The organism is Stenotrophomonas sp. a6 (genome assembly GCF_030913325.1).
Lineage (GTDB): Bacteria > Pseudomonadota > Gammaproteobacteria > Xanthomonadales > Xanthomonadaceae > Stenotrophomonas > Stenotrophomonas maltophilia.
Window position 1 is genome coordinate 4,475,197 of the sequence record NZ_CP133161.1, and the last position, 18,522, is coordinate 4,493,718.

The 18,522-nt window shown below is 66.9% G+C and carries 17 protein-coding genes; 8 read left to right on the top strand and 9 right to left on the bottom strand.

Annotation, left to right across the window (positions count from 1 at the left end; all coding sequences use genetic code 11):
* Positions 1-26: 26 nt before the first annotated feature.
* The gene (locus tag Q9Q79_RS20420; protein ID WP_012481679.1) at positions 27-1,034 is read right to left on the bottom strand and encodes a zinc-binding alcohol dehydrogenase family protein; all 1,008 of its coding nucleotides are present in this window, start codon (positions 1,032-1,034) and stop codon (positions 27-29) included.
* 91 nt (positions 1,035-1,125) lie between these two features.
* On the opposite strand from Q9Q79_RS20420, the gene Q9Q79_RS20425 reads away from it, so the two are divergent.
* The 6 genes from Q9Q79_RS20425 (at position 1,126) to Q9Q79_RS20450 (ending at position 5,448) form a co-directional block, all read left to right on the top strand.
* Positions 1,126-2,097, top strand: coding sequence for a LysR family transcriptional regulator (locus Q9Q79_RS20425; protein WP_044571094.1), 972 nt, complete (start codon positions 1,126-1,128; stop codon positions 2,095-2,097).
* Between the two features lie 14 nt (positions 2,098-2,111).
* Positions 2,112-2,741, top strand: a complete 630-nt coding sequence (leuE, locus tag Q9Q79_RS20430) for a leucine efflux protein LeuE (RefSeq protein ID WP_005411716.1) — start codon at positions 2,112-2,114, stop codon at positions 2,739-2,741.
* On the top strand, positions 2,738-3,160 hold the full coding sequence (locus Q9Q79_RS20435; RefSeq protein WP_005411717.1) for a hypothetical protein: 423 nt from the start codon (positions 2,738-2,740) through the stop codon (positions 3,158-3,160). The genes leuE and Q9Q79_RS20435 overlap by 4 nt, the downstream gene beginning before the upstream one ends.
* Entirely contained in the window at positions 3,157-3,699 is a 543-nt protein-coding gene (locus Q9Q79_RS20440; RefSeq protein ID WP_258390957.1) for a suppressor of fused domain protein, read from the top strand. Before Q9Q79_RS20435 ends, Q9Q79_RS20440 begins: the two co-directional genes overlap by 4 nt.
* Positions 3,603-3,854: a suppressor of fused domain protein gene (locus Q9Q79_RS20445; protein ID WP_258016695.1), complete on the top strand. Its 252-nt coding sequence runs from the start codon at positions 3,603-3,605 to the stop codon at positions 3,852-3,854. The genes Q9Q79_RS20440 and Q9Q79_RS20445 overlap by 97 nt, the downstream gene beginning before the upstream one ends.
* A 166-nt stretch (positions 3,855-4,020) precedes the next feature.
* Positions 4,021-5,448 (top strand): amino acid permease, encoded by a 1,428-nt coding sequence (locus tag Q9Q79_RS20450; RefSeq protein ID WP_005411719.1) that lies wholly within the window; start codon positions 4,021-4,023, stop codon positions 5,446-5,448.
* A 92-nt stretch (positions 5,449-5,540) separates the two neighbouring features.
* Here the strand turns inward: Q9Q79_RS20450 and Q9Q79_RS20455 are convergent, their stop codons facing one another.
* Positions 5,541-6,782, bottom strand: coding sequence for a dipeptidase (locus Q9Q79_RS20455; RefSeq protein WP_005411720.1), 1,242 nt, complete (start codon positions 6,780-6,782; stop codon positions 5,541-5,543).
* 210 nt (positions 6,783-6,992) lie between these two features.
* Positions 6,993-8,162 (bottom strand): class I SAM-dependent rRNA methyltransferase, encoded by a 1,170-nt coding sequence (locus tag Q9Q79_RS20460; RefSeq protein WP_005414966.1) that lies wholly within the window; start codon positions 8,160-8,162, stop codon positions 6,993-6,995.
* A gap of 348 nt (positions 8,163-8,510) precedes the next feature.
* Between Q9Q79_RS20460 and Q9Q79_RS20465 the strand changes: the two genes are divergently transcribed.
* Both Q9Q79_RS20465 and Q9Q79_RS20470 read left to right on the top strand, forming a co-directional pair.
* Positions 8,511-9,473, top strand: a complete 963-nt coding sequence (locus Q9Q79_RS20465; RefSeq protein WP_062606442.1) for a TerC family protein — start codon at positions 8,511-8,513, stop codon at positions 9,471-9,473.
* Between the two features lie 93 nt (positions 9,474-9,566).
* The gene (locus Q9Q79_RS20470; RefSeq protein WP_012481682.1) at positions 9,567-10,337 is read left to right on the top strand and encodes a rhomboid family intramembrane serine protease; all 771 of its coding nucleotides are present in this window, start codon (positions 9,567-9,569) and stop codon (positions 10,335-10,337) included.
* A gap of 110 nt (positions 10,338-10,447) precedes the next feature.
* Here Q9Q79_RS20470 and Q9Q79_RS20475 read toward each other — a convergent pair whose 3' ends face one another.
* The 6 genes from Q9Q79_RS20475 to rpmH all read right to left on the bottom strand — a co-directional run bounded on the left by Q9Q79_RS20475 (position 10,448) and on the right by rpmH (position 18,267).
* Positions 10,448-11,563 (bottom strand): glycerophosphodiester phosphodiesterase, encoded by a 1,116-nt coding sequence (locus Q9Q79_RS20475; protein WP_005411724.1) that lies wholly within the window; start codon positions 11,561-11,563, stop codon positions 10,448-10,450.
* 159 nt (positions 11,564-11,722) lie between these two features.
* A complete protein-coding gene (gene mnmE, locus Q9Q79_RS20480; RefSeq protein ID WP_012481684.1) occupies positions 11,723-13,072 on the bottom strand; it encodes a tRNA uridine-5-carboxymethylaminomethyl(34) synthesis GTPase MnmE in 1,350 nt (449 codons plus the stop codon).
* 3 nt (positions 13,073-13,075) lie between these two features.
* A complete protein-coding gene (locus Q9Q79_RS20485) occupies positions 13,076-15,748 on the bottom strand; it encodes a polysaccharide deacetylase family protein (protein ID WP_201863876.1) in 2,673 nt (890 codons plus the stop codon).
* A 163-nt stretch (positions 15,749-15,911) separates the two neighbouring features.
* Complete coding sequence (gene yidC, locus Q9Q79_RS20490; RefSeq protein ID WP_012481686.1) at positions 15,912-17,627, bottom strand: membrane protein insertase YidC; 1,716 nt, start codon at positions 17,625-17,627, stop codon at positions 15,912-15,914.
* Positions 17,627-18,121, bottom strand: coding sequence for a ribonuclease P protein component (rnpA, locus tag Q9Q79_RS20495; RefSeq protein WP_005411728.1), 495 nt, complete (start codon positions 18,119-18,121; stop codon positions 17,627-17,629). The genes yidC and rnpA overlap by 1 nt, the downstream gene beginning before the upstream one ends.
* A 5-nt stretch (positions 18,122-18,126) precedes the next feature.
* Positions 18,127-18,267 (bottom strand): 50S ribosomal protein L34, encoded by a 141-nt coding sequence (rpmH, locus tag Q9Q79_RS20500; RefSeq protein ID WP_005411729.1) that lies wholly within the window; start codon positions 18,265-18,267, stop codon positions 18,127-18,129.
* Positions 18,268-18,522: the final 255 nt, after the last annotated feature.

Below are 18,522 nucleotides of genomic sequence, written 5' to 3' on the forward strand. Positions count from 1 at the left end.
CCCCGAGGACGCGGGAACAACCAGCGTTACCAGCCTTCCAGCACGATCTTGCCCTTGGCGCGGTGACTCTCCAGCAGCGCATGCGCGCGCCGCAGGTTGGCCGCGTCGATGCGCCCGAAATGCTCGCCCAGCGTTGTCTGCAGCACGCCGGCATCGATCAGCTCGGCCACCCGGTTCAGCAGGTCGTGCTGGCGCTGCATGTCCGCGGTCTTGTACAGCGGGCGGGTGAACATCGACTCCCAGTGCAGCGACAGTGCCTTTCGCTTGAGCGCCATCACGTCCACCTGGCCCGGATCGTCGATCAGGCCGAACTGGCCCTGCGGCGCCAGCAGCTCCACGATCTGCGCGTAGTGCTGCTCGGAGTGGGTCAGGCTGGCCACGTGCTGCACCTCGCTGATGCCCAGCCGTGCCAGTCCCTCGGCCAGCGGCAGGCTGTGGTCGATCACGTGGTGTGCGCCCATTGCGTACGCCCAGTCCTGGGTATCCGGACGCGAGGCGGTGCCGATCACGGTCAGCCTGGTCAGCTTCCGCGCCAGCTGCACCAGGATCGAACCGACACCGCCAGCAGCACCGATCACCAGCAGGGTCTGGCCTTCGCCACCGCCCTCGGGGATGCGCAGGCGGTCGAACAGCAGCTCCCAGGCGGTGATTGCAGTCAGTGGCAGCGCGGCGGCGGCGGCATCATCGAGGCTGGCCGGCTTGCGGCCGACGCTGCGCTCGTCCACCAGCTGGTACTCGGCATTGCTGCCCGGGCGGTCGATCACGCCGGCGTAGTAGACCGCGTCGCCAGGCTGGAACAGGGTGACTTCGCTGCCCACCGCGTCGACGATGCCGACCGCATCCCAGCCCAGCACGCGCGGGCCATCGGTGGCCACGCCGCGACGGACCTTGGTGTCGACCGGGTTCACCGCCACCGCGCGTACCGCCACGCGCAGGTCACGCGGGCCGGGCTGCGGCAGCTCCAGTTCGATGTCGATCAGGGCCTGGGCATCATCGATCGGCAGGCCGGCGTGGGTGTAGGCAATGGCGCGCATGGCAGCGGTCCGGTGGGGAAGGAGTGCACAGGTTGCGCCGCGCACGGTCGCTCAGAAAGGCGCAGAATCGGGCAGCACTTTCACTCCGGCAATGAAGATGATCCGCTTCGACGACCTGCAGTTGTTCGTCCGCACGGCCGCACTGGGCAGCTTCTCGCAGGCGGCCCGCGAGGCCGATCTGTTACCCGGCCAGGTCGCTGCTGCCGTGGCGCGGCTGGAACGCGAACTGGACCTGCGCCTGTTCGTGCGCACCACCCGCAGCCTGCGTCTGACCGGCGAGGGCGCGCTGTACCTGCCGTATGCGCAGGAGGTACTGGCTACCCTGCGCGAAGGGCGGGCCCGCGTACAGGGCGAGGACGCCGAACTGCACGGCACGCTGCAGCTGTCGGCACCGTCGGATTTCGGTCGCAACCTGCTGCTGCCGTGGCTGACCGCGTTCCGAGCCGCGCATCCACGGCTGCGCCTGCACCTGCGGCTGTCCGATGAAGTGGCCGACGTGTTCCGCGATCCGGTCGACGTGGCCATCCGCATCGGCCACTTCGACGACGCCAGCTACGTGGCCCTGCCCCTGCTCGAAGGCAACCGTCGTGTGCTCGCGGCTTCGCCCGATTACCTGCAGCGACGGGGCACGCCGGTGCGCCTGGACGAACTGCGTGAGCACGATTGCCTGGTCTACCAGCTCAGTGGCCGCGCCTACGATCGCTGGTCGTTCGAGGTCGACGGGCGCCGCACGGTGATCCCGGTGCGCGGCCCGCTGGTCTGCGACGACGCCGACGTGGTGCGGCGCTGGGCGGTGACCGGCGAAGGCATCACCTACAAGTCCTGGCTGGACCTGCGCGAGGACGTGCTGGCCGGGCGCCTGCAGCTGCTGCTCGACGGTGTTGGCAGCAGCATTCCGTTGCAGCTGGTATGCCCGCACCGCAAGCAGTTCTCGCCCGCGGTACGGCAACTGCACGCGCAGCTGCGCCAGCACCTGCAACCGCTGCTGTCTGGCATGCCCGATGGACTTCCCCGCCCCCTGTCGCCCACCCCGGTGCTGGCCGACAATGGCGGCCCCCCGTAAGAGAGAACACCGCCATGCCGTGGATGGGCATCCAGGACCTGTGGACGTTTCTGGTCGCTGTGCTGGTGTTTCTCGCCCTGCCCGGCCCCGGCACCTTCACCCTGCTGACCGCCACCGGTCGGGGCGGCGTGCGCGGCGGCTACACCGCACTGGCCGGCCTGCTGGTGGGTGACCAGATCCTGATGTGGCTGGCGCTGGCCGGTGTCGCCGCACTGCTGAAGGCCAACCCCTTGGTCTTCCACGCTGTGCAGTACCTGGGTGCGGCCTACCTGGTATGGGTGGGCATCAGCCTGCTGCGCACGCCGAAGCACGAGGGCGGTGATGCTGGTCCGATCCGCATGCAGCCGGGCCGCTACTTCCAGCAGGCGATCCTGGTCAGCCTGCTCAACCCGAAGGCGATCCTGTTCTACATGGCCTTCCTGCCGCTGTTCATCGATCCGAAGGCGCACCAGGGCATCGCCACCTTCGCGGCCCTGGCCGGCATCATCCTGGTGGTCAGCATCGCCTACTGCTCGATGCTGATCGGCGTGGGCAACCTGGCCCGTCGCCGCCTGATCCAGCATCCGCGCATCAGCGATGCGCTGCGCCGCGTGGCCGGCCTGTTCCTTGTCGGGTTCGGCATCCGGTTGGGGTTGAACGGATGAAGGCCTGGCTGGCAACCGCGGTCGCACTACTGCTCGCCGGCACCGCCTCTGGCACCACCGTGCAGGACCATCGCTGCCTGAGCGGCGGTCGCAATGACAGCATCCACCTGGAATGGCGCTGGCTGAAAGACGGCCGGGCCGATGTGCGCTACGCCGGGCAGCGCGAGCGCCTGCCCCTGCACCGGATCTCGATGGAGACCACGGTGCTGGCCGAAGATCGCCCGTACCAGTTCGACAGCGTCTGGGAAGAACGCATCGACGGACGCCTCAACGGCCGCTACCTGCTGAGCACGCAGGGTGCCCTGGTGCTGGATCTGCGTTACGAACGCGCCCGCGATGGCCGCAGCACCACCTTCCACGACGACCCCGAAGCCTGGCAGGAAGACGGCTGCCGCTGGCCCGGCAGGGTGGCTGAGTGAGCACCATCGACGACGACACCCTGCTGGAGCGCAGCTGGGAGTATCGGGAGGAGACGCTGTACCGGCGGTTGTTCGGCGATACCGGACCGGGGATCTACCCCCTCGACATGGATCTGCTGCGCAACGTCTTCAAGCAGGAGCAGATCGACCCGCGCTGGCTGCATGTCGGCGTCAATGCGTGCCCTCCGCACGGTGATCGACGGCACTGGATCTATGTCAGCACCGGCCTGTCCAACCCCTGGGAAGGGCGGCACGAAGATGGAGACTCGGGGTGGGGAATCGAACTGATGCTTGAGACGCAGGAAGATGCGACGTGGGCGCTGACCACCTTGCGCTGGTTCACCGCGTACCACCTGCTGCTGTGCCACTCACGCATGCCCGGCAATCCGTTGGCGCCATGGGACCGGCTGAAGCTGGGGGGCCGGTGGATCACGCAGGGAGCATGCTGCAGGCGGCCGTCTTCGTGCCGTCATTGCACTTTCCGGGACCCCAGCAACTGCCATCGGGACGATTCGACTTCCTGCAGCTGCTGCCGTTGACCCTGGACGAGCACGCGTTCGGCCGCGCGCATGGCTTCGAAGTGCTGGTGGCCCAGTTGAGAACCCAAGGTGCGGCGCCGGTGATCGATCCGCAGCGGGTCAGCATCGATCTGGCCCCTGCTCTCGTACTTCAATCGCCTCCGGGCTCGCCTTGAGGGATCGAATCATTTCGAACCCTGCCAGCATTTGTGCCGATTCCGGCAGCGTGGCCGGGGTGCAGCGCGCGCCCCGCCATGCATGACCCCCGTCAGTGGTAATGCTGCGCTGCGTTCGGTCACACTCGGGAACTTGTCGTTCTTAGTCACCCCTTCCGAGGCCTGCATGTCCCTGTTCCGGCGCAAGTCCCTAGATTCCGTCACCGTCCACGAAGCCGGCAGGCGTCTGATCCCGACGCTCAGCTGGCCGCACCTGATCGCGCTGGGTATTGGCGCCATCGTCGGTACCGGCATCTACACACTGATCGGCGTCGGTGCCAACCTGGCCGGCCCGGCCGTGCTGATCTCCTTCGCCATCGCCGGTGCGGTCTGCGCCTGTGCGGCGCTGTCCTACGCCGAGCTGTCGACGATGATGCCGGCCGCCGGCAGTGCCTACACCTACAGCTACAGTGCACTGGGCGAGGTGTTTGCCTGGGTGGTGGGCTGGAGCTTGATCCTGGAGTACTCGCTGGTGGTGAGTACGGTGGCGGTGGGCTGGTCCGGCTACTTCGTCGGCTTCCTCGAATGGGTGCACACCCAGTTCGGCTGGAACGTGCACCTGCCGGCCTGGCTGGCGGCAGGCCCGCACGTGGAAGGCGGCATGATCAACTTGCCGGCGATCATCATCACCTGGCTGGTGGCCGGCATGCTGATGGCCGGCACCAAGGAAAGCGCCACCCTCAACGCCATCCTGGTGGTGTTCAAGCTGATCGCGCTGGCCATCTTCGTCGCCGTGGCCCTGCCCGCCTTCGACAGCGCCAACCTGCAGCCGTTCATGCCGTATGGCTTCGCCAAGTCGATGGGCCCCGATGGCGTCGAGCACGGCGTGATGGCGGCGGCGGCGATCATCTTCTTCGCCTTCTACGGCTTCGATGCGATCTCCACCGCTGCGGAGGAAACCAAGAACCCGGGCCGCGACCTGTCGATCGGCATCATCGGTTCGATGATCGGCTGCACCATCGTCTACGTGCTGGTGGCGCTGGCCGCCGTGGGTGCGATGAGCTACGCCGTGTTTGGCCACAGCGCCGAGCCGCTGGCGCTGATCATGCGCCAGCTGGGCCATCCGACCGCGGCGATGGTGATCGGCGTGATCGCGATCATCGCCCTGCCGACCGTGCTGCTGGCCTTCCTGTACGGCCAGAGCCGCATCTTCTTCGTGATGAGCCGTGATGGCCTGCTGCCGCGTGGCCTGTCCAAGGTCAACGCGCGCACCGGCACGCCGGTGGCGACCACGCTGTTCACCGCAGTGGTGGTGTCGGCGCTGGCCGGTGTGGCGCGCCTGGACGAGATTGCCGCGCTGGCCAACGCCGGTACCCTGGCCGCGTTCACCGCCGTCGGCATCTGCCTGGTGGTGCTGCGCCTGCGCGAGCCGAACCGCGAGCGCACGTTCCGCACGCCGCTGGCCTTCGTGGTCGGCCCGCTGGCCGCACTGGGCTGCATCTACCTGTTCCTCAGCCTGCCGCACACCACCCAGCTGTATTTCCTGCTGTGGAACGTGGCCGGCCTGGTGCTGTACTTCCTGTACAGCCGTCGCCACGCGCTGATCGCGAAATAACCGGATCACCGGTAGTGCCGGCCGCTGGCCGGCACCTCTCATCCTGTTGATACGGGCAATGCCGGCCAGCGGCCGGCACTACCGCAGGGCGGTCAACCGCCCTGCTTTGCCGCGTAGTCCTGCGCCTGGCGCATCACCCGCAGCAGGTTGCCGCCCCAGATGCCGGCAATCTGCTGCTCGGTGTAACCCTTGCGCAGCAGCCACGCGGTGATCTTCGGCAGCTGGCTGACATCGGGCAGGTCGCTCAGGCCGCCGCCGCCATCCCAGTCCAGGCCGATGCCCACGTGCTCGGGGCCGACCACCTTGAGGATGTGCTCAAAGTGGGCGAAGAAGTCGTCGAGGCTGGCATGGCGCACCGGGTGCTCGTGGTCCAGCACCTGTTCGGCCTTCAGCAGGGCGACACCCTGCTCGATGCCCATGCCTTCCCAGCCACCCAGCTGCTTGCTCAGCGCTTCCTCGGCCTGCTTGCGCTCGGGCGTCTTTGCGGTGTCGATCAGGTAGCCACCATAGGCGTTCACCTGGATCACGCCGCCGGCCTTGGCCAGCTTGCGCAGGCGCGCATCATCAAGATTGCGCGGGTGGTCGTAGACCGCCTTGGCTGAGCTGTGCGACAGCACGAACGGCACCGGCATCATTGCCAGCAGGTCATCGAACACCGCGTCGGACGCATGCGACTGGTCGATCACGATGCCCAGCTTCACCGCCTGCTGCACCAGGACCTTGCCGGCCGGGCTCAGGCCTTTCCATTCCGCTCCCTTGGGGTCGGTGGCCGAATCGGCGAACTCGTTGTTGGCGAAGTGCACGGTACTGAGCAGGCGCAGGCCGGCACGGTGGTAGAACGAGAGCAGGCTGGGGTCTTCCACCAGCGGGCTGGCGTTTTCCATGCTGATGTAGACCACGCGCTTGCCGGCGGCCTTGATCCGTGCCGCGTCATCGGCGGTCAATGCCAGCGCGAAACGCTCGGGATTGGCGGCCAGCATTTCGCGGATCTCCAGCAGCCGCTGCAGGCCATGGTCACGCTCGGCGAGGTGCGCGGCTGGGCTGCGGTCGCCCTGATCGGTGTAGATCGCCCAGAAGCCACCGTCCAGCGCGCCCTCGACCATGCGCGGGTAGTCCACTTGCGAGAGTGCGTTGCGGTCGTGGCGCTGCTCGATGTCGAAGCCGGTCCGGCCGAAATTGGCCGGCGTATCCAGGTGGCTGTCGAGCGTGACCAGGCGCTGCTGCAGCGCCTTGGCGCGGGCCAGTTCCTGTGCGCTGAACTCGATGGCATGAGCCGACAGCGGCGCACACAGCGCCAGGGCAAGCACGACGGACAGGTGGCGCAACGATGGCATGGGCTCTCACCGGCAATGGGAAGAGCCCGACCATAGCGCTGCAGCCAGCAGATTTGTAGAGTCGAGCTCACGCTCGGCTGCCAGGCACCGCGAGTCGAGCATGAATCGTATTCACGGCCCAGCGGCCAGCTTCCCGCGCATTGCGATGCGTTCGAAACAATGGCGCCCCCAGGATCAGGTGGCGCGGCTCGCCTCTACATCGTCCCGCGGTCAGTCGACCACGCGGCAGAACACGGCCTTCAGGTAACGCGATTCCTGCACGTGGGCCATGAACGGATGGTCCGGACCGGCGCCAGCGACCTTCAGGATCTGGATCGTGCGGCCGGAGAAATACGCCGCGCGGCGCAGCATGTCGAGGAACTGGTCCTCGGCCACCAGGCCGGTGCAGGAGAACGTGGCGAACAGGCCGCCCGGCTTGACCACGCCCAGCGCCAGCTTGTTCATGTCCAGGTATTTCTTCAGCGCGGTGATGACCTGGTCGCGGTCGCGGGTCATCTTCGCTGGATCCAGGATCACCACGTCGTACTGCTCGCCGCGGTTGGCGGCGTCGCGCAGCCACGGGAAGATGTCGGACTGGATGAACTTCGGGCGCACGTTGTTCAGGCGCGAATTGCCCTTGGCGATCTGGATGACGTCCTCATCGATGTCGATGCCGACCACTTCCGAAGCGCCACGCGCAGCGGCATACACGGCGAAACCGCCGGTATTGCAGCACAGGTCCAGCACGCTCTTGCCTTCCACCTGCTGGCTCAGCCACTCGCGGTTCTCGCGCTGGTCGGCGAAGAAGCCGGTCTTGTGCGCGCCGGCCGGGTCGGCGCGGAACTTGATGCCGTACTCGGTGATCACCGACGCCTCGGTGGTGGTGTTGCCGTGGAAGTCGAAGCTCTCCTGCTTCTGCACGTGTTCGTCGGCGAAGCTGTGGAAACGGCAGCCCGGGAACTGCTCGCGCAGGGCGTCGTAGATCCATTCGCGGTGGCGGAACATGCCGGCGGCGAAGAACTCGACCACCACCAGGTCGCCGTAGCGATCCACCACCAGGCCGGACAGGCCGTCGCCTTCGCTGTGCACCACGCGCCAGGCGTCGGAGACCGCGTCGAGCTTCAGCACCTCACGGCGCAGCGACACCGCCTGGGCGATCTTGCGCGAGAACCAGCCGGCATCGACCGGCACGTTCTGGTCGTTTTCGAGGATGCGCACGGCGATGCGCGAGTGCCCGTTGTAGAACCCGCGGCCAATGAACTCGCCATCGATGCCGACCACGTCGACGATGGAACCGGGCTTGGGCCGGACGGTCGGTTTCTCGACCAGTTTCTGGAAGATCCACGGGTGGCTGGAACGCCACGCATTCTTGAGGCGGACAATCGGAAGGGGGGTATTCATCCACCCATTGTAAACCGGGCGCCGGGGGTCGGATCCCCGCAGGGGCTCTGACCCCAGTGTGGCGACAATGGGGTCGGAGCCCCTTTGAGGATCCGACCCCTGGCCCCCCCATTTGACGGCGGCGGGGCCAGACGGCAGAATCGGCGCCAGAAGGGGAGTAGCTCCCAGACGTTGTCGCCGTCATTTCGAGCCCGCAGGCTCCGGTGCAACGGCAGTTCCAGCCGACTGGAACTGCGAGCGAGACCTTCGCCGTACTGGCGAAGCTCTGTCCCTGGATCCCCCTCCCGATCCTCCGTTGCAGATCCTCGCCGTCCGGCCTGGCATTCATCTTTCCAACGGACATTCCCAATGCAGACGATCGGTAACGTGTGGTTGTGGGGCGGCTTCGCAGCGGTGGTGGTCATCGCCCTGCTGGTCGACCTCGTGTTGATGCGCCATGGTGGACCGCACAAGGTCACCTTCAAGGAGGCCCTGTGGTGGTCCATCGGCTGGGTCGCGCTGGCCCTGCTGTTCAATGCGGGCCTCTGGTACTACCTGAATGAGACCGCCGGCCAGGTGGTGGCCAACAAGGTCGGCCTCGAGTTCCTGACCGGCTACTTGGTCGAGAAGGCGCTGGCGGTCGACAACATCTTTGTGTTCCTGATGATCATGAGCTACTTCGCGGTGCCGGAGGAGCAGCGCCAGAAGGTGCTGATCATCGGCATCCTGGGCGCGATCGTGCTGCGTACGATCATGATCTTCGCTGGCAGCGTGCTGATCAGCCAGTTCCATTGGCTGCTTTACGTGTTCGGTGCCTTCCTGCTGTTCACCGGCTGGAAGATGTGGTTCGCCGCCGGCCAGGAGCCGGACCTGGAGACCAATCCCGCCCTGCGCTGGATGCGCAAGCACCTGCGCCTGCTGCCGGACTATGCCGGCAACGCACTGAGCGTGAAGCGCGACGGCGTGCGCTGGTTCACCCCGCTGTTCGCGGTGCTGATCCTGATCGCGGTCACCGACGTGATCTTCGCCGTGGACAGCATCCCGGCGATTTTCGCGATCACCACCGACCCGTTCATCGTGCTCACCTCCAACGTATTCGCGGTACTGGGCCTGCGCGCGATGTTCTTCCTGCTGGCCGGCATGGCCGACCGCTTCCACCTGCTGCCGTATGGCCTGGCGCTGGTGCTGGGCTTCATCGGCATCAAGATGATGATCATCGACCTGTTCAAGATCCCGACCCCGGTGTCGCTGGGCGTGGTCGCGGTGATCATCGCCGCCACCGTGGTACTGAGCCTGAAGTACCCGCCGAAGGAAGGCTCCGGCCACACCTGATCATGGCCGGCCGGCGGGATTGTCCCGCCGGCCGCACCCACTCTCCCGTTGCGGTGGCCTTGGTTTCGCGCCAGTCACCGCCATTGCTGAGGTATGGACAACAACGCGCCCCTGCCCGCTGGCGACCTGCCGGCCCCCCGCAATGACCGCTCGCGCATCCTGCGGGCGTTCAATGTCAGCCTGGCCGCCGTGCTGGTGCTGGTGGCCGTGTTCGCCCTGCAGGGCACCTTCGACTGGCGGCCGTGGGCGGTCGCGCCGCTGGAAGCCAAGGGCCTGCTTGGCCTGATCGGCGGCCCGATGCTGCATGCCTCGGTCGAGCACATCGCCGCCAACAGCATCGCGATCCTGATCCTGGGCACGCTGGCCGGCAGCGTCTACCCGAAAGCCACCGTGCGCGCCCTGCCCCTGCTGTGGCTGGGCTCGGGCATCGGTGCGTGGATGCTGGGCAATCCGGGCAGCGTGCACCTGGGCGCCAGCGGCGTCACCCATGGCCTGATGTTCCTGCTGGCGAGCCTGGGCCTGCTGCGCCGCGACCGTGCAGCGATTGCCACCGGCCTGATCGGCATGCTGTTCTACGGCGGCATGCTGATGACCATCCTGCCGCACGCCGACGGCGTGTCCTGGCAGTCGCACATGGGCGGCGCCTTCGCCGGCATCATCGCCGCGCTGCTGTTCCGCAACGCCGACCCGCTGCCGCCGCGCCCGCGCTACAGCTGGGAAGACGAAGAAGACGAGGCCGAACCGCTGGCCGACGACGAGCTGGAACCGCCGTCACCGCAGCGCGTGCCGGTGCTGTGGCAGCCGCGCGAAGGTCAGGACTACGTGGTGATTCCATTCCGCCGGCCAGACGAGCCGCGCGGCTGAAAATGCCCCGGTAGTGCCGGCCGCTGGCCGGCACCCTCATGATCCGGTAGTGCCCGACCTTGGTCGGCGGTTGTTGTGTGCCAACCAAGGTTGGCACCTACCAGAGTCCGTCAGTTCGCCGCATTCCCCGCCGCGCCCATGCCATCCACCGCCTGCCGGCCCAGTGCCGGGTCATCGGTGAAGAAGGCATCGATGCCGGTGGCCAGATAGGCACGCATCTCGGCAATCGAACCCTCGGCATTGCGCGCGTTGTCGGCGCCCTTGCGCAGGTTGCTGGCCTGGAAGTGGTTCTCCGGACGGAAGGTGTACGGAATCACCATCAGGCCCACTGCATGTGCGTCCTGTACCAGCGTGGTCGGAGTGCTCAGCGCGCCCTTGGCGTCCAGCGGAATGATCGAGCGCAGTTCCGGGCCGATGCTGTCGGCGTAGCTGGCGATGTCCTTCAGTCCTGCCGGCGTCATCATCTGGGCGTAGGTCAGCTTGCCACCGGCCTTGGCGATGTCGGCCGGCTGGGTGTCGCCCTTCCACAGCAGTTGCAGCAGGCGGATGTTGCTGCCGCGCGGGATCTTGCCGCGCAGGTAGCGCAGGTTGGCGGTCTCGAACGACTGGATGGTGACCGGGCCGACGTTGGTATAGGCATTGCCACGCAGCGCGGTCAGGAGCTTGTCTTCCATCGGCAGGCCGATCGACTGGAAGTAGGTCGGGTGCTTGATCTCCGGCACCAGGCCGATGCCACGGTTGGCACGCCCGGCCTGCTGGACAAGGAATGCGAGGATCTCGTCCAGGCTGGCGATGCGGAACTGGCCGTCATAGGCGGTGCTGCGCAGTTCCGGCAGGCGCTCGCGCGCGTACAGGGTCTTCAGCTCGGCCAGGGTGAAGTCTTCGGTGAACCAGCCGTCCACCTTCTGCCCGTCGATGACCTTGCTGGTGCGGCGGCTGGCGAATTCGGGATGCGAGGCCACATCAGTGGTGCCGCTGATCTCGTTCTCGTGGCGGGCGACCATCACTCCGTCCCTGGTCATCACCAGGTCCGGCTCGATGTAGTCGGCGCCATCGGCGATCGCCTGCGCATAGGCGGCCAGGGTGTGCTCGGGCAGCAACGCGCTCGCCCCGCGATGGCCATAGACCGACACCTTGTGCGCGGCCGGGGTGGAGGATTCAGCACTCATGGCCACCGATGGTGCCACGGCCAGCGACAACAGCAACGCACAACCCCACGACTTCACTGCGACTTCCCCAAGCGGTATGTGATGGGCGTCAGTATGCGGCGGCAATGTGACAGGTGGGGGATCTGGGGTCGGATCCCCGCAGGGGATCCGACCCCGTAGCGATCCCGAGGAGCTCGTTCGGCTGGGTTGCCGGCCAGCGGCCGGCACTACCAAGGCTTACTTGCCGATGCAGAAGCTGGAGAAGATCCTGCCCAGCAGGTCATCGGCACTCATCTGCCCGGTGATCTCGCCCAGCGCGTCATGCGCCAGCCGCAGTTCCTCGGCGGCCAGCTCCAGGTGCTCGTGCGCCAGCTCGCCGTCGGCGCGCTGCGCGTGCTCCTGCGCGCGTTCAATCGCATCCACATGCCGCGTGCGCGCGGAGAACTCGCCGTCCACCTGCTCCCCTGCCCCGGCCGAAGCGATCGAACGCAGACGCGCGTGCAGATCGTCGAGCCCGGCGCCGGTCGCAGCCGAGACGAACACGCGGTCCGGATCGTCCAGTGCTGGCAACGCCTCCAGCAGGTCCGACTTGTTGTGGATGTAGACCTTGTGCGGCACCGCCGCCACGGCCTCGCCCAGCGCTGCTTCGCCGGCCGCCGGATCGCGCGCATCCAGCACGATCAGCGCCAGGTCGGTGCGCTCGATTTCCACGCGGGCGCGGCGCATGCCTTCGCGTTCGATGGCGTCACCGCCGTCGCGCAGGCCGGCGGTGTCGACCAGGGTCAGCTCCAGGCCGTCCAGGCGGATGGTTTCGCGCAGGGTGTCGCGGGTGGTACCGGCGATGTCGGTGACGATGGCGCGTTCGCTGCCGGCCAGCGCGTTGAGCAGTGAACTCTTGCCGGCGTTCGGCGGACCGATCAGCACCGCGTGCAGGCCATCGCGCAGGCGACGGCCGCGTTCGGCATCGCGGCGCAGCAGGGCCAGATCGCTGCGCGCCTGTTCCAGCCCACGCCGCACCTGAGCGCCACCGAGCGTATCCAGCGGTTCGTCGGCAAAATCGATGGCCGCTTCCACGTGGATGCGCAGCAGCACCAGCTGCTCGACCACGGCGTCGATGCGGCGCGAGAACACGCCATCCAGCGAGCGACGTGCCGCGCGCGCGGCGCGGTTGTCGCCCGCAGCGATCAGGTCGGCGATGGCCTCGGCCTGGGCCAGGTCGAGCTTGCCGTTGAGGAATGCCCGTTCACTGAACTCACCCGGCCGCGCCTGGCGCGCGCCGAGCGCGATGCAGCGCGCGACCAGCTGCTGCAGCAGCACCGGGCTGCCATGGCCCTGCAGTTCCACCACTTCCTCGCCGGTGAAGCTGTTCGGTGCCGGGAACCACAGCACGATGCCATCGTCGATGACCTCGCCGTCGGCATCACGCAGGCGCGCGTAGTGCGCGTGGCGCGGACGCAGTGCAGGTGCGCCCAGTGCATTGGCGATGGCCGCAGCACGCGGGCCGGACAGGCGCAGCAGGCCGACACCGCCGGCGCCAGGGGCGCTGGCGATGGCGACGATGGTGTCGGTGCGGATCGCGTCGTTCATGGCTCAGAGCTTCTCCAGCTGTGCGCGCGCCTGTGCAGCGCCACTGCCCTGCGGCTGCAAGGCCAGGTAGGTGGTGTAGGCCTGCTTGGCCTTGGCCTTGTCGCCGGCGTTGAAGTAGGCATCACCCAGGTTGAGATAGGCCACTGCACGCGAGGGGTCGATCTTCAGCGTGTTCTCCAGCCAGCGCGCCGCTTCGGCATAGCGCTGCTGGCGGTAGTAGACGAAGCCGAGGTTGTTGGCGGCCTGGGCGAAGTCCGGACGCAGCTTCAGTGCCTCGGTGAACTGCGCCACCGCCTCGTCGTACTGCTTCTCGCGGTACAGCTGCAGGCCGCGGTCATTGGCCTGCTGCGCGCGCTGGCGATCCGACGCCGGGCCCGCAGTGGGCACCACCAGCTTGGCCTTGCCGCCCTGCAGGTCAGCCACCGTCACCGGCGCCTGGCTGCCCTTGGCTTCGCTGGCGGCTTCAACCTTGTTGTTCAGTGCGATCGCATCGGCGGTCAACTGGCGCGTATCGGCATTGAGGAACTCCTGGCTGTCCGGCACCTGGAACACGAACTCGCCGCCCTGCGAACCGGGCAGGCTGCCGAAGGCCGGGGTCTGGTGTGAAACGGCTGAGACGGCCGGCGCAACGTAGGCGGCCAGTTCGGTACCGGTGATCAGCCCATCGCCGTTGAGGTCGCCCTTGCCGGCCAATGCCTGCAGCAGCACCCAGGTGAACACCGAGTGGCCGTTCGGACCGGCGTCGGCCACCTGCTGGTCGGCACCGCCGGCGGTCAGCATCTGCCGCGCGCTGCGCCGCGCGTTCTCGCGCAGGAACGACGACGACGATGGACCGCCACGGGTCAGGCCCAGGCCGCTGTAGCAGGCATCCATCACGAACATCACGTGCTTGGCCTGCATGCTCTCGGCGATGTTCTGGATGTCGGTCATCGCGATGGCGTCGGTAGCGAATTCCTTCGGGTCCGAATCGACCGGGATGATGTAGCCGAGGTCGCGCCCGGAGGCGAGCTGGCGGGTCGCGCCATGGCCGGCGAAGAACACGAACACGCGATCGTTCTTGCCAGTGCGGTCATCGGCCAGGCGGTCGTGGAAGGCAGCCAGGATGTTGTTGCGCGTGGCCTGCTCGTTCTTCAGCACGATCACCTGCGAGGACGGGAAGCCGAACTGCCCGGTCAGGGTATCGGCCACCGCCTGCGCATCCTGGCTGGCGTACTCCAGCTTCGGCCACTTGGCGTAGTTGTCGATGCCGACCACGATCGCCCAGGACTTCTCGTAGCCGGTGGTGACGGTGGCATCGTTGGTCGCGCCCTTGCGCGCACGGGCGACCGTGAAGTCGCGGCCGTTCCAGCCAGCGAACTGGTAGCCATCGGCGATCAGCCGGTCGAGGATCTGCGGCAGCGCCTTCACCGCACGATCGTGAATGTCGTGGAACAGGATGATGCCGCGCTGTTCCTTGTTCACCTGGTCGAGCACGCGCTGCACGATCGATTCCGGCACCGGGTCGGCCCAGTCCATCGAGTCGATGTTCCACATGATCGACTTCAGCCCGGCTTCGTTGAGCAGCTGCAGGCCTTCGGCATTGCGTGCGCCATAGGGGAAGCGGAACAGCGGCGCGCGCTTGCTGTCGACATCCTTCAGCAGCGTGTCGGTGTCCAGCACCTGCTGGCGCAGCGCGTCACCGGTGGTGCGCGACAGCTGGGCGTGGGTCAGGCTGTGATTGCCGACCGCATAGCCCTCTTCCATCAGGTTGCGGCTGATCTTCGCCATCGGGCCGAGGCTGACCTTGCCGTCGGCCTCGACCTTGCCGAGGTTGCGGCCCACTTCGAAGAACACGCCCGGCACATCGTAGCGCTTGAGGATGGCCACCACTTCATCGGTGTAGGCCTTGTGCGGGCCATCGTCGAAGGTGAGCACAACGGTCTTGGCCGGCAGGTCGCGGCCGAAGATCTCGCGGTCGCTGTCCTTCATCGACATCGGGTACGGCTCGATCACGCCATAGTCGCGCAGGATCGCTTCGCGGCTGTAGTCCTTGTGCAGGTGGGCGATGTAGTCGTCCCACTTCTCACGCTTCAGTTCGATGGCGCGGGTGCGCTCGAAGCGGCTGAAGATGCGGGTCAGTTCCTGGTTGTAGTTGCGCTCGATCTCATCAAGCGCCTCCAGGTCCTCACCGATGCGCTGGTGCAGCTTCACCGCCGGCAGCGACGAATCGGTGCCGACCCGTTCATGCAGGTCACGCAGCACTTCGCGGAAGGCCAGGCGGTCGGCGTCGAATAGTTCCGGCGCCGACTCGATGTAGTCCAGCACGGTGCCGAGGGTGGCGAAGCGCTGCGGACTGGAGCCGCGCAGCAGCGTGTCGAACTGCGCGGCGATGGCCGTGCGCTGTTCCAGGCCATCGTGGAACAGCTGCTGGCCCACGCGCGTGGAGGTACCGCGGTCGGCAGCCGACTGCTGTTCCTCGTCGGCCAGCAGCACGATGATGCGGCGGTAGCCGTCGAGCTGCTTCTGCAGCGCGGCCAGCAACGGTGCAGCGGCAGGATCGGCGGCGGCCGCGGCCTGCGCGCTGGGCTGGGTGACCGTGGTCGCCGGCGCCTTCGCGTCCTTGTCGCCACAGCCGGCAACGACCAGGGTCAACAACAGCGACGGCAGGAACAGGCGGAACGACGACGCACGCTGCATGGTGGACTCGAAGGTGGGAGGAACGGTGTGCCGGCGATTCTAACGCCGCATGCGAAAAGCCCGCCTTGCGGCGGGCTTCTCATCGACCGGGGCGGTAGTAGAGTCGACTGTTGGTCGACTGCTCTACTGCCAGTCGACCAACAGTCGACTCTACAGGTCGGGATTACTTCTTTTTGACCGGGGCCGGCGCGGTGGTGGCCGGGACCGGCTCGCCGCCATGGCGCTTGGTCATCCACCACTGCTGCAGCAGGCCCAGGCCGCCGTTGACCACCCAGTACAGGACCAGGCCGGACGGCATGAAGGCCATCATGACGCCGAACACCAGCGGCATGAACTGCATCATCTTCTGCTGCATCGGGTCCATGCCCGGTGCCGGGGTCAGCTTCTGGGTGAACCACATCACTGCCACGTTGATGACCGGCAGGATGAAGTACGGGTCGCGTGCGGTCAGGTCCTGGATCCAGCCGAACCAGGGCGCCTGGCGCAGTTCGACCGATTCCACCAGCACCCAGTACAGGGCGAAGAAGATCGGCATCTGGATGAGGATCGGCAGGCAGCCCCCCATCGGATTGATCTTTTCCTTCTTGTACAGCTCCATCATCGCGGTCTGGAACTTCTGGCGGTCATCGCCATAGCGTTCCTTCAGCTGCGCGATGCGCGGCTGGAAACGACGCATCTTGGCGCCGCTCTTGTACTGGGTTGCCGACAGTGGGTACAGCACCAGCTTCAGCAGCACCACCAGGCCGACGATCGCCCAGCCCCAGTTGCCGACCAGCTTGTGCACCTGGTTCAGCACCCAGAACAGGCCCTGGCCGATCACCGCCATCATCGAGAAGCGGCTGTAGTCGACCACGCGGTCCAGGCCCGGCACGTCTTCCTTGGCGATCAGGTTGACCAGCTTCGGGCCGACCCACAGGCGGGCTTCGGTGCTGGTGGACTGGCCCGGGGCCACGGTGAAGGCCGGGCCACGCGCTTCGATCAGGTCACGACCGGCCACCTGCGACAGCACGTAGTGTGCGGTCTGGTCCTTCTGCGGGATCCAGGCGGTGAAGAAGTGGTGCTGCAGCATCGCCAGCCAGCCGCCGGTGATGTTCTGGTTCAGCGTGCCGTCTTCCAGGTAGTCCTTGAACGCACGACGCTGGTACTTCTTGTCGTTGTCGTACCAGGTGGCACCGTTGAAGCTGAAGGAATCCGGGTTGGTCATGCTCCGCGACAGGATGGTCGGGGTGCGGTCCAGGGTGCGGTAGACGTAGCCGTTCCACGGCGCGGCGCCAGCGTTGCTGACTTCGTCCTTGAAGCGCACGGCGTACTCGTTGCGCGAGACGGTCAGGGTGCGCTTGATGGTCACGCCGTTGTCGGCGGTCCACACGAACGGGATCTGCAGCTCGTTCTGGCCCTTGGCCAGCACGAAGTCCTTGGTGTCACCCACCAGCTTGAAGCCGTCGGCGCCGGGGACCGGGGTGTTCCTGTCTTCGCTGGCCCAGCCACTGATCGCGCTGTACGGGTGCGCGGGGTCTTCGGTCAGCAGGCGGACCGGCGGGCTGCCTTCGTCCTTGGTCTGCGGGAACTGCAGCAGCTCGGCATCGAGCACGCGACCGCCGTCGAGCACCAGGCGCAGCACGTCGGTGGTGACGGTCACGCGCTGGCTGGCCGGGGTAGCGCTGGCCTGGGCCTGTGCGGCGGCCTGGCCGGGGGCGCCCGGCACCTGGGCGCTGGGGATGGCGCCGGGGTTCGCGCCCGGAACACTCTGTGCGGCGGCCGGGGCCGACGTGGTGGTTGGTGCCGGGGTCGGAGCAGCCTTTTCACGGCTCCACTCCATCCACAGCAGCACGGCCACCATCAGCCAGGCAAAAATGAGGAATACGCGGGTCTGGTTCATCAGCGGACAGGCTCGGCGGGGCCGGGACGCGATGCCGGCTCGGTCAAAGAAGGAGTTGCGATGCCATCAGGCGGCGGCATTGTGCCGTCCACGCCCGGCGTGGGCAATGCACGCAGGCGACGCAGCAGGCGCAGGAAGGCCTGGCGGATCTCGTCGTTGCTGGCGGAACGCGCAGCACTACGAGCCACGACGACAAAGTCGCCTGGCTGGATGTCGGTACGTGTCTGACGCAGGATGTCGCGCAGGACGCGCTTGATCCGGTTACGCCCGACGGCGTTCGGATCAACCTTGCGGGAAACCGCCAGACCCAGCCTGGCCGGCCGGTCAGCCGGCAGCCAGTGCAGGGTCATCAGCGGATCGGACACACGGCGGGCGCCGTTGAAGACCGTTGAGTATTCGGCACGCGTGCGAACCCGCGCAGAGCGAGGGAATCGCTTGCGCGGGTCTGCAGTATTCACTGTCGAAGGGATTGCGTCTGCCGCGGGGTGCGGCATGGCAATCAGGCGCTCAGGACTTTGCGGCCCTTGGCGCGGCGACGCGACAGGATCTTGCGGCCGTCAGCGGTCTTCATACGGGCACGGAAGCCGTGGTCGCGCTTACGCTTGAGGTTGCTGGGCTGGTAGGTGCGCTTCGTGGCCATTGGGGGCCTCTCGTATGAATGGGACGGAAAGAACCGGAAATTCTAGAGAGGTACCCTGCCCCAAGTCAACCCCTTGCAGCTACGCGAATTCACCGGGCTGTGCAATAGCTGTGGATGTTTTTGTGAATAAGTAGGGGACAAGCATTCCGAAGGCGGGCGCTCGGTGGTAGTCTGAGCCATCCATTTCCCCCCTTTCAGGCCTGTGTTTGGGCGCCTTGTCGCGTCCATGCCCCGGCCACCGGACGATTATTGCTG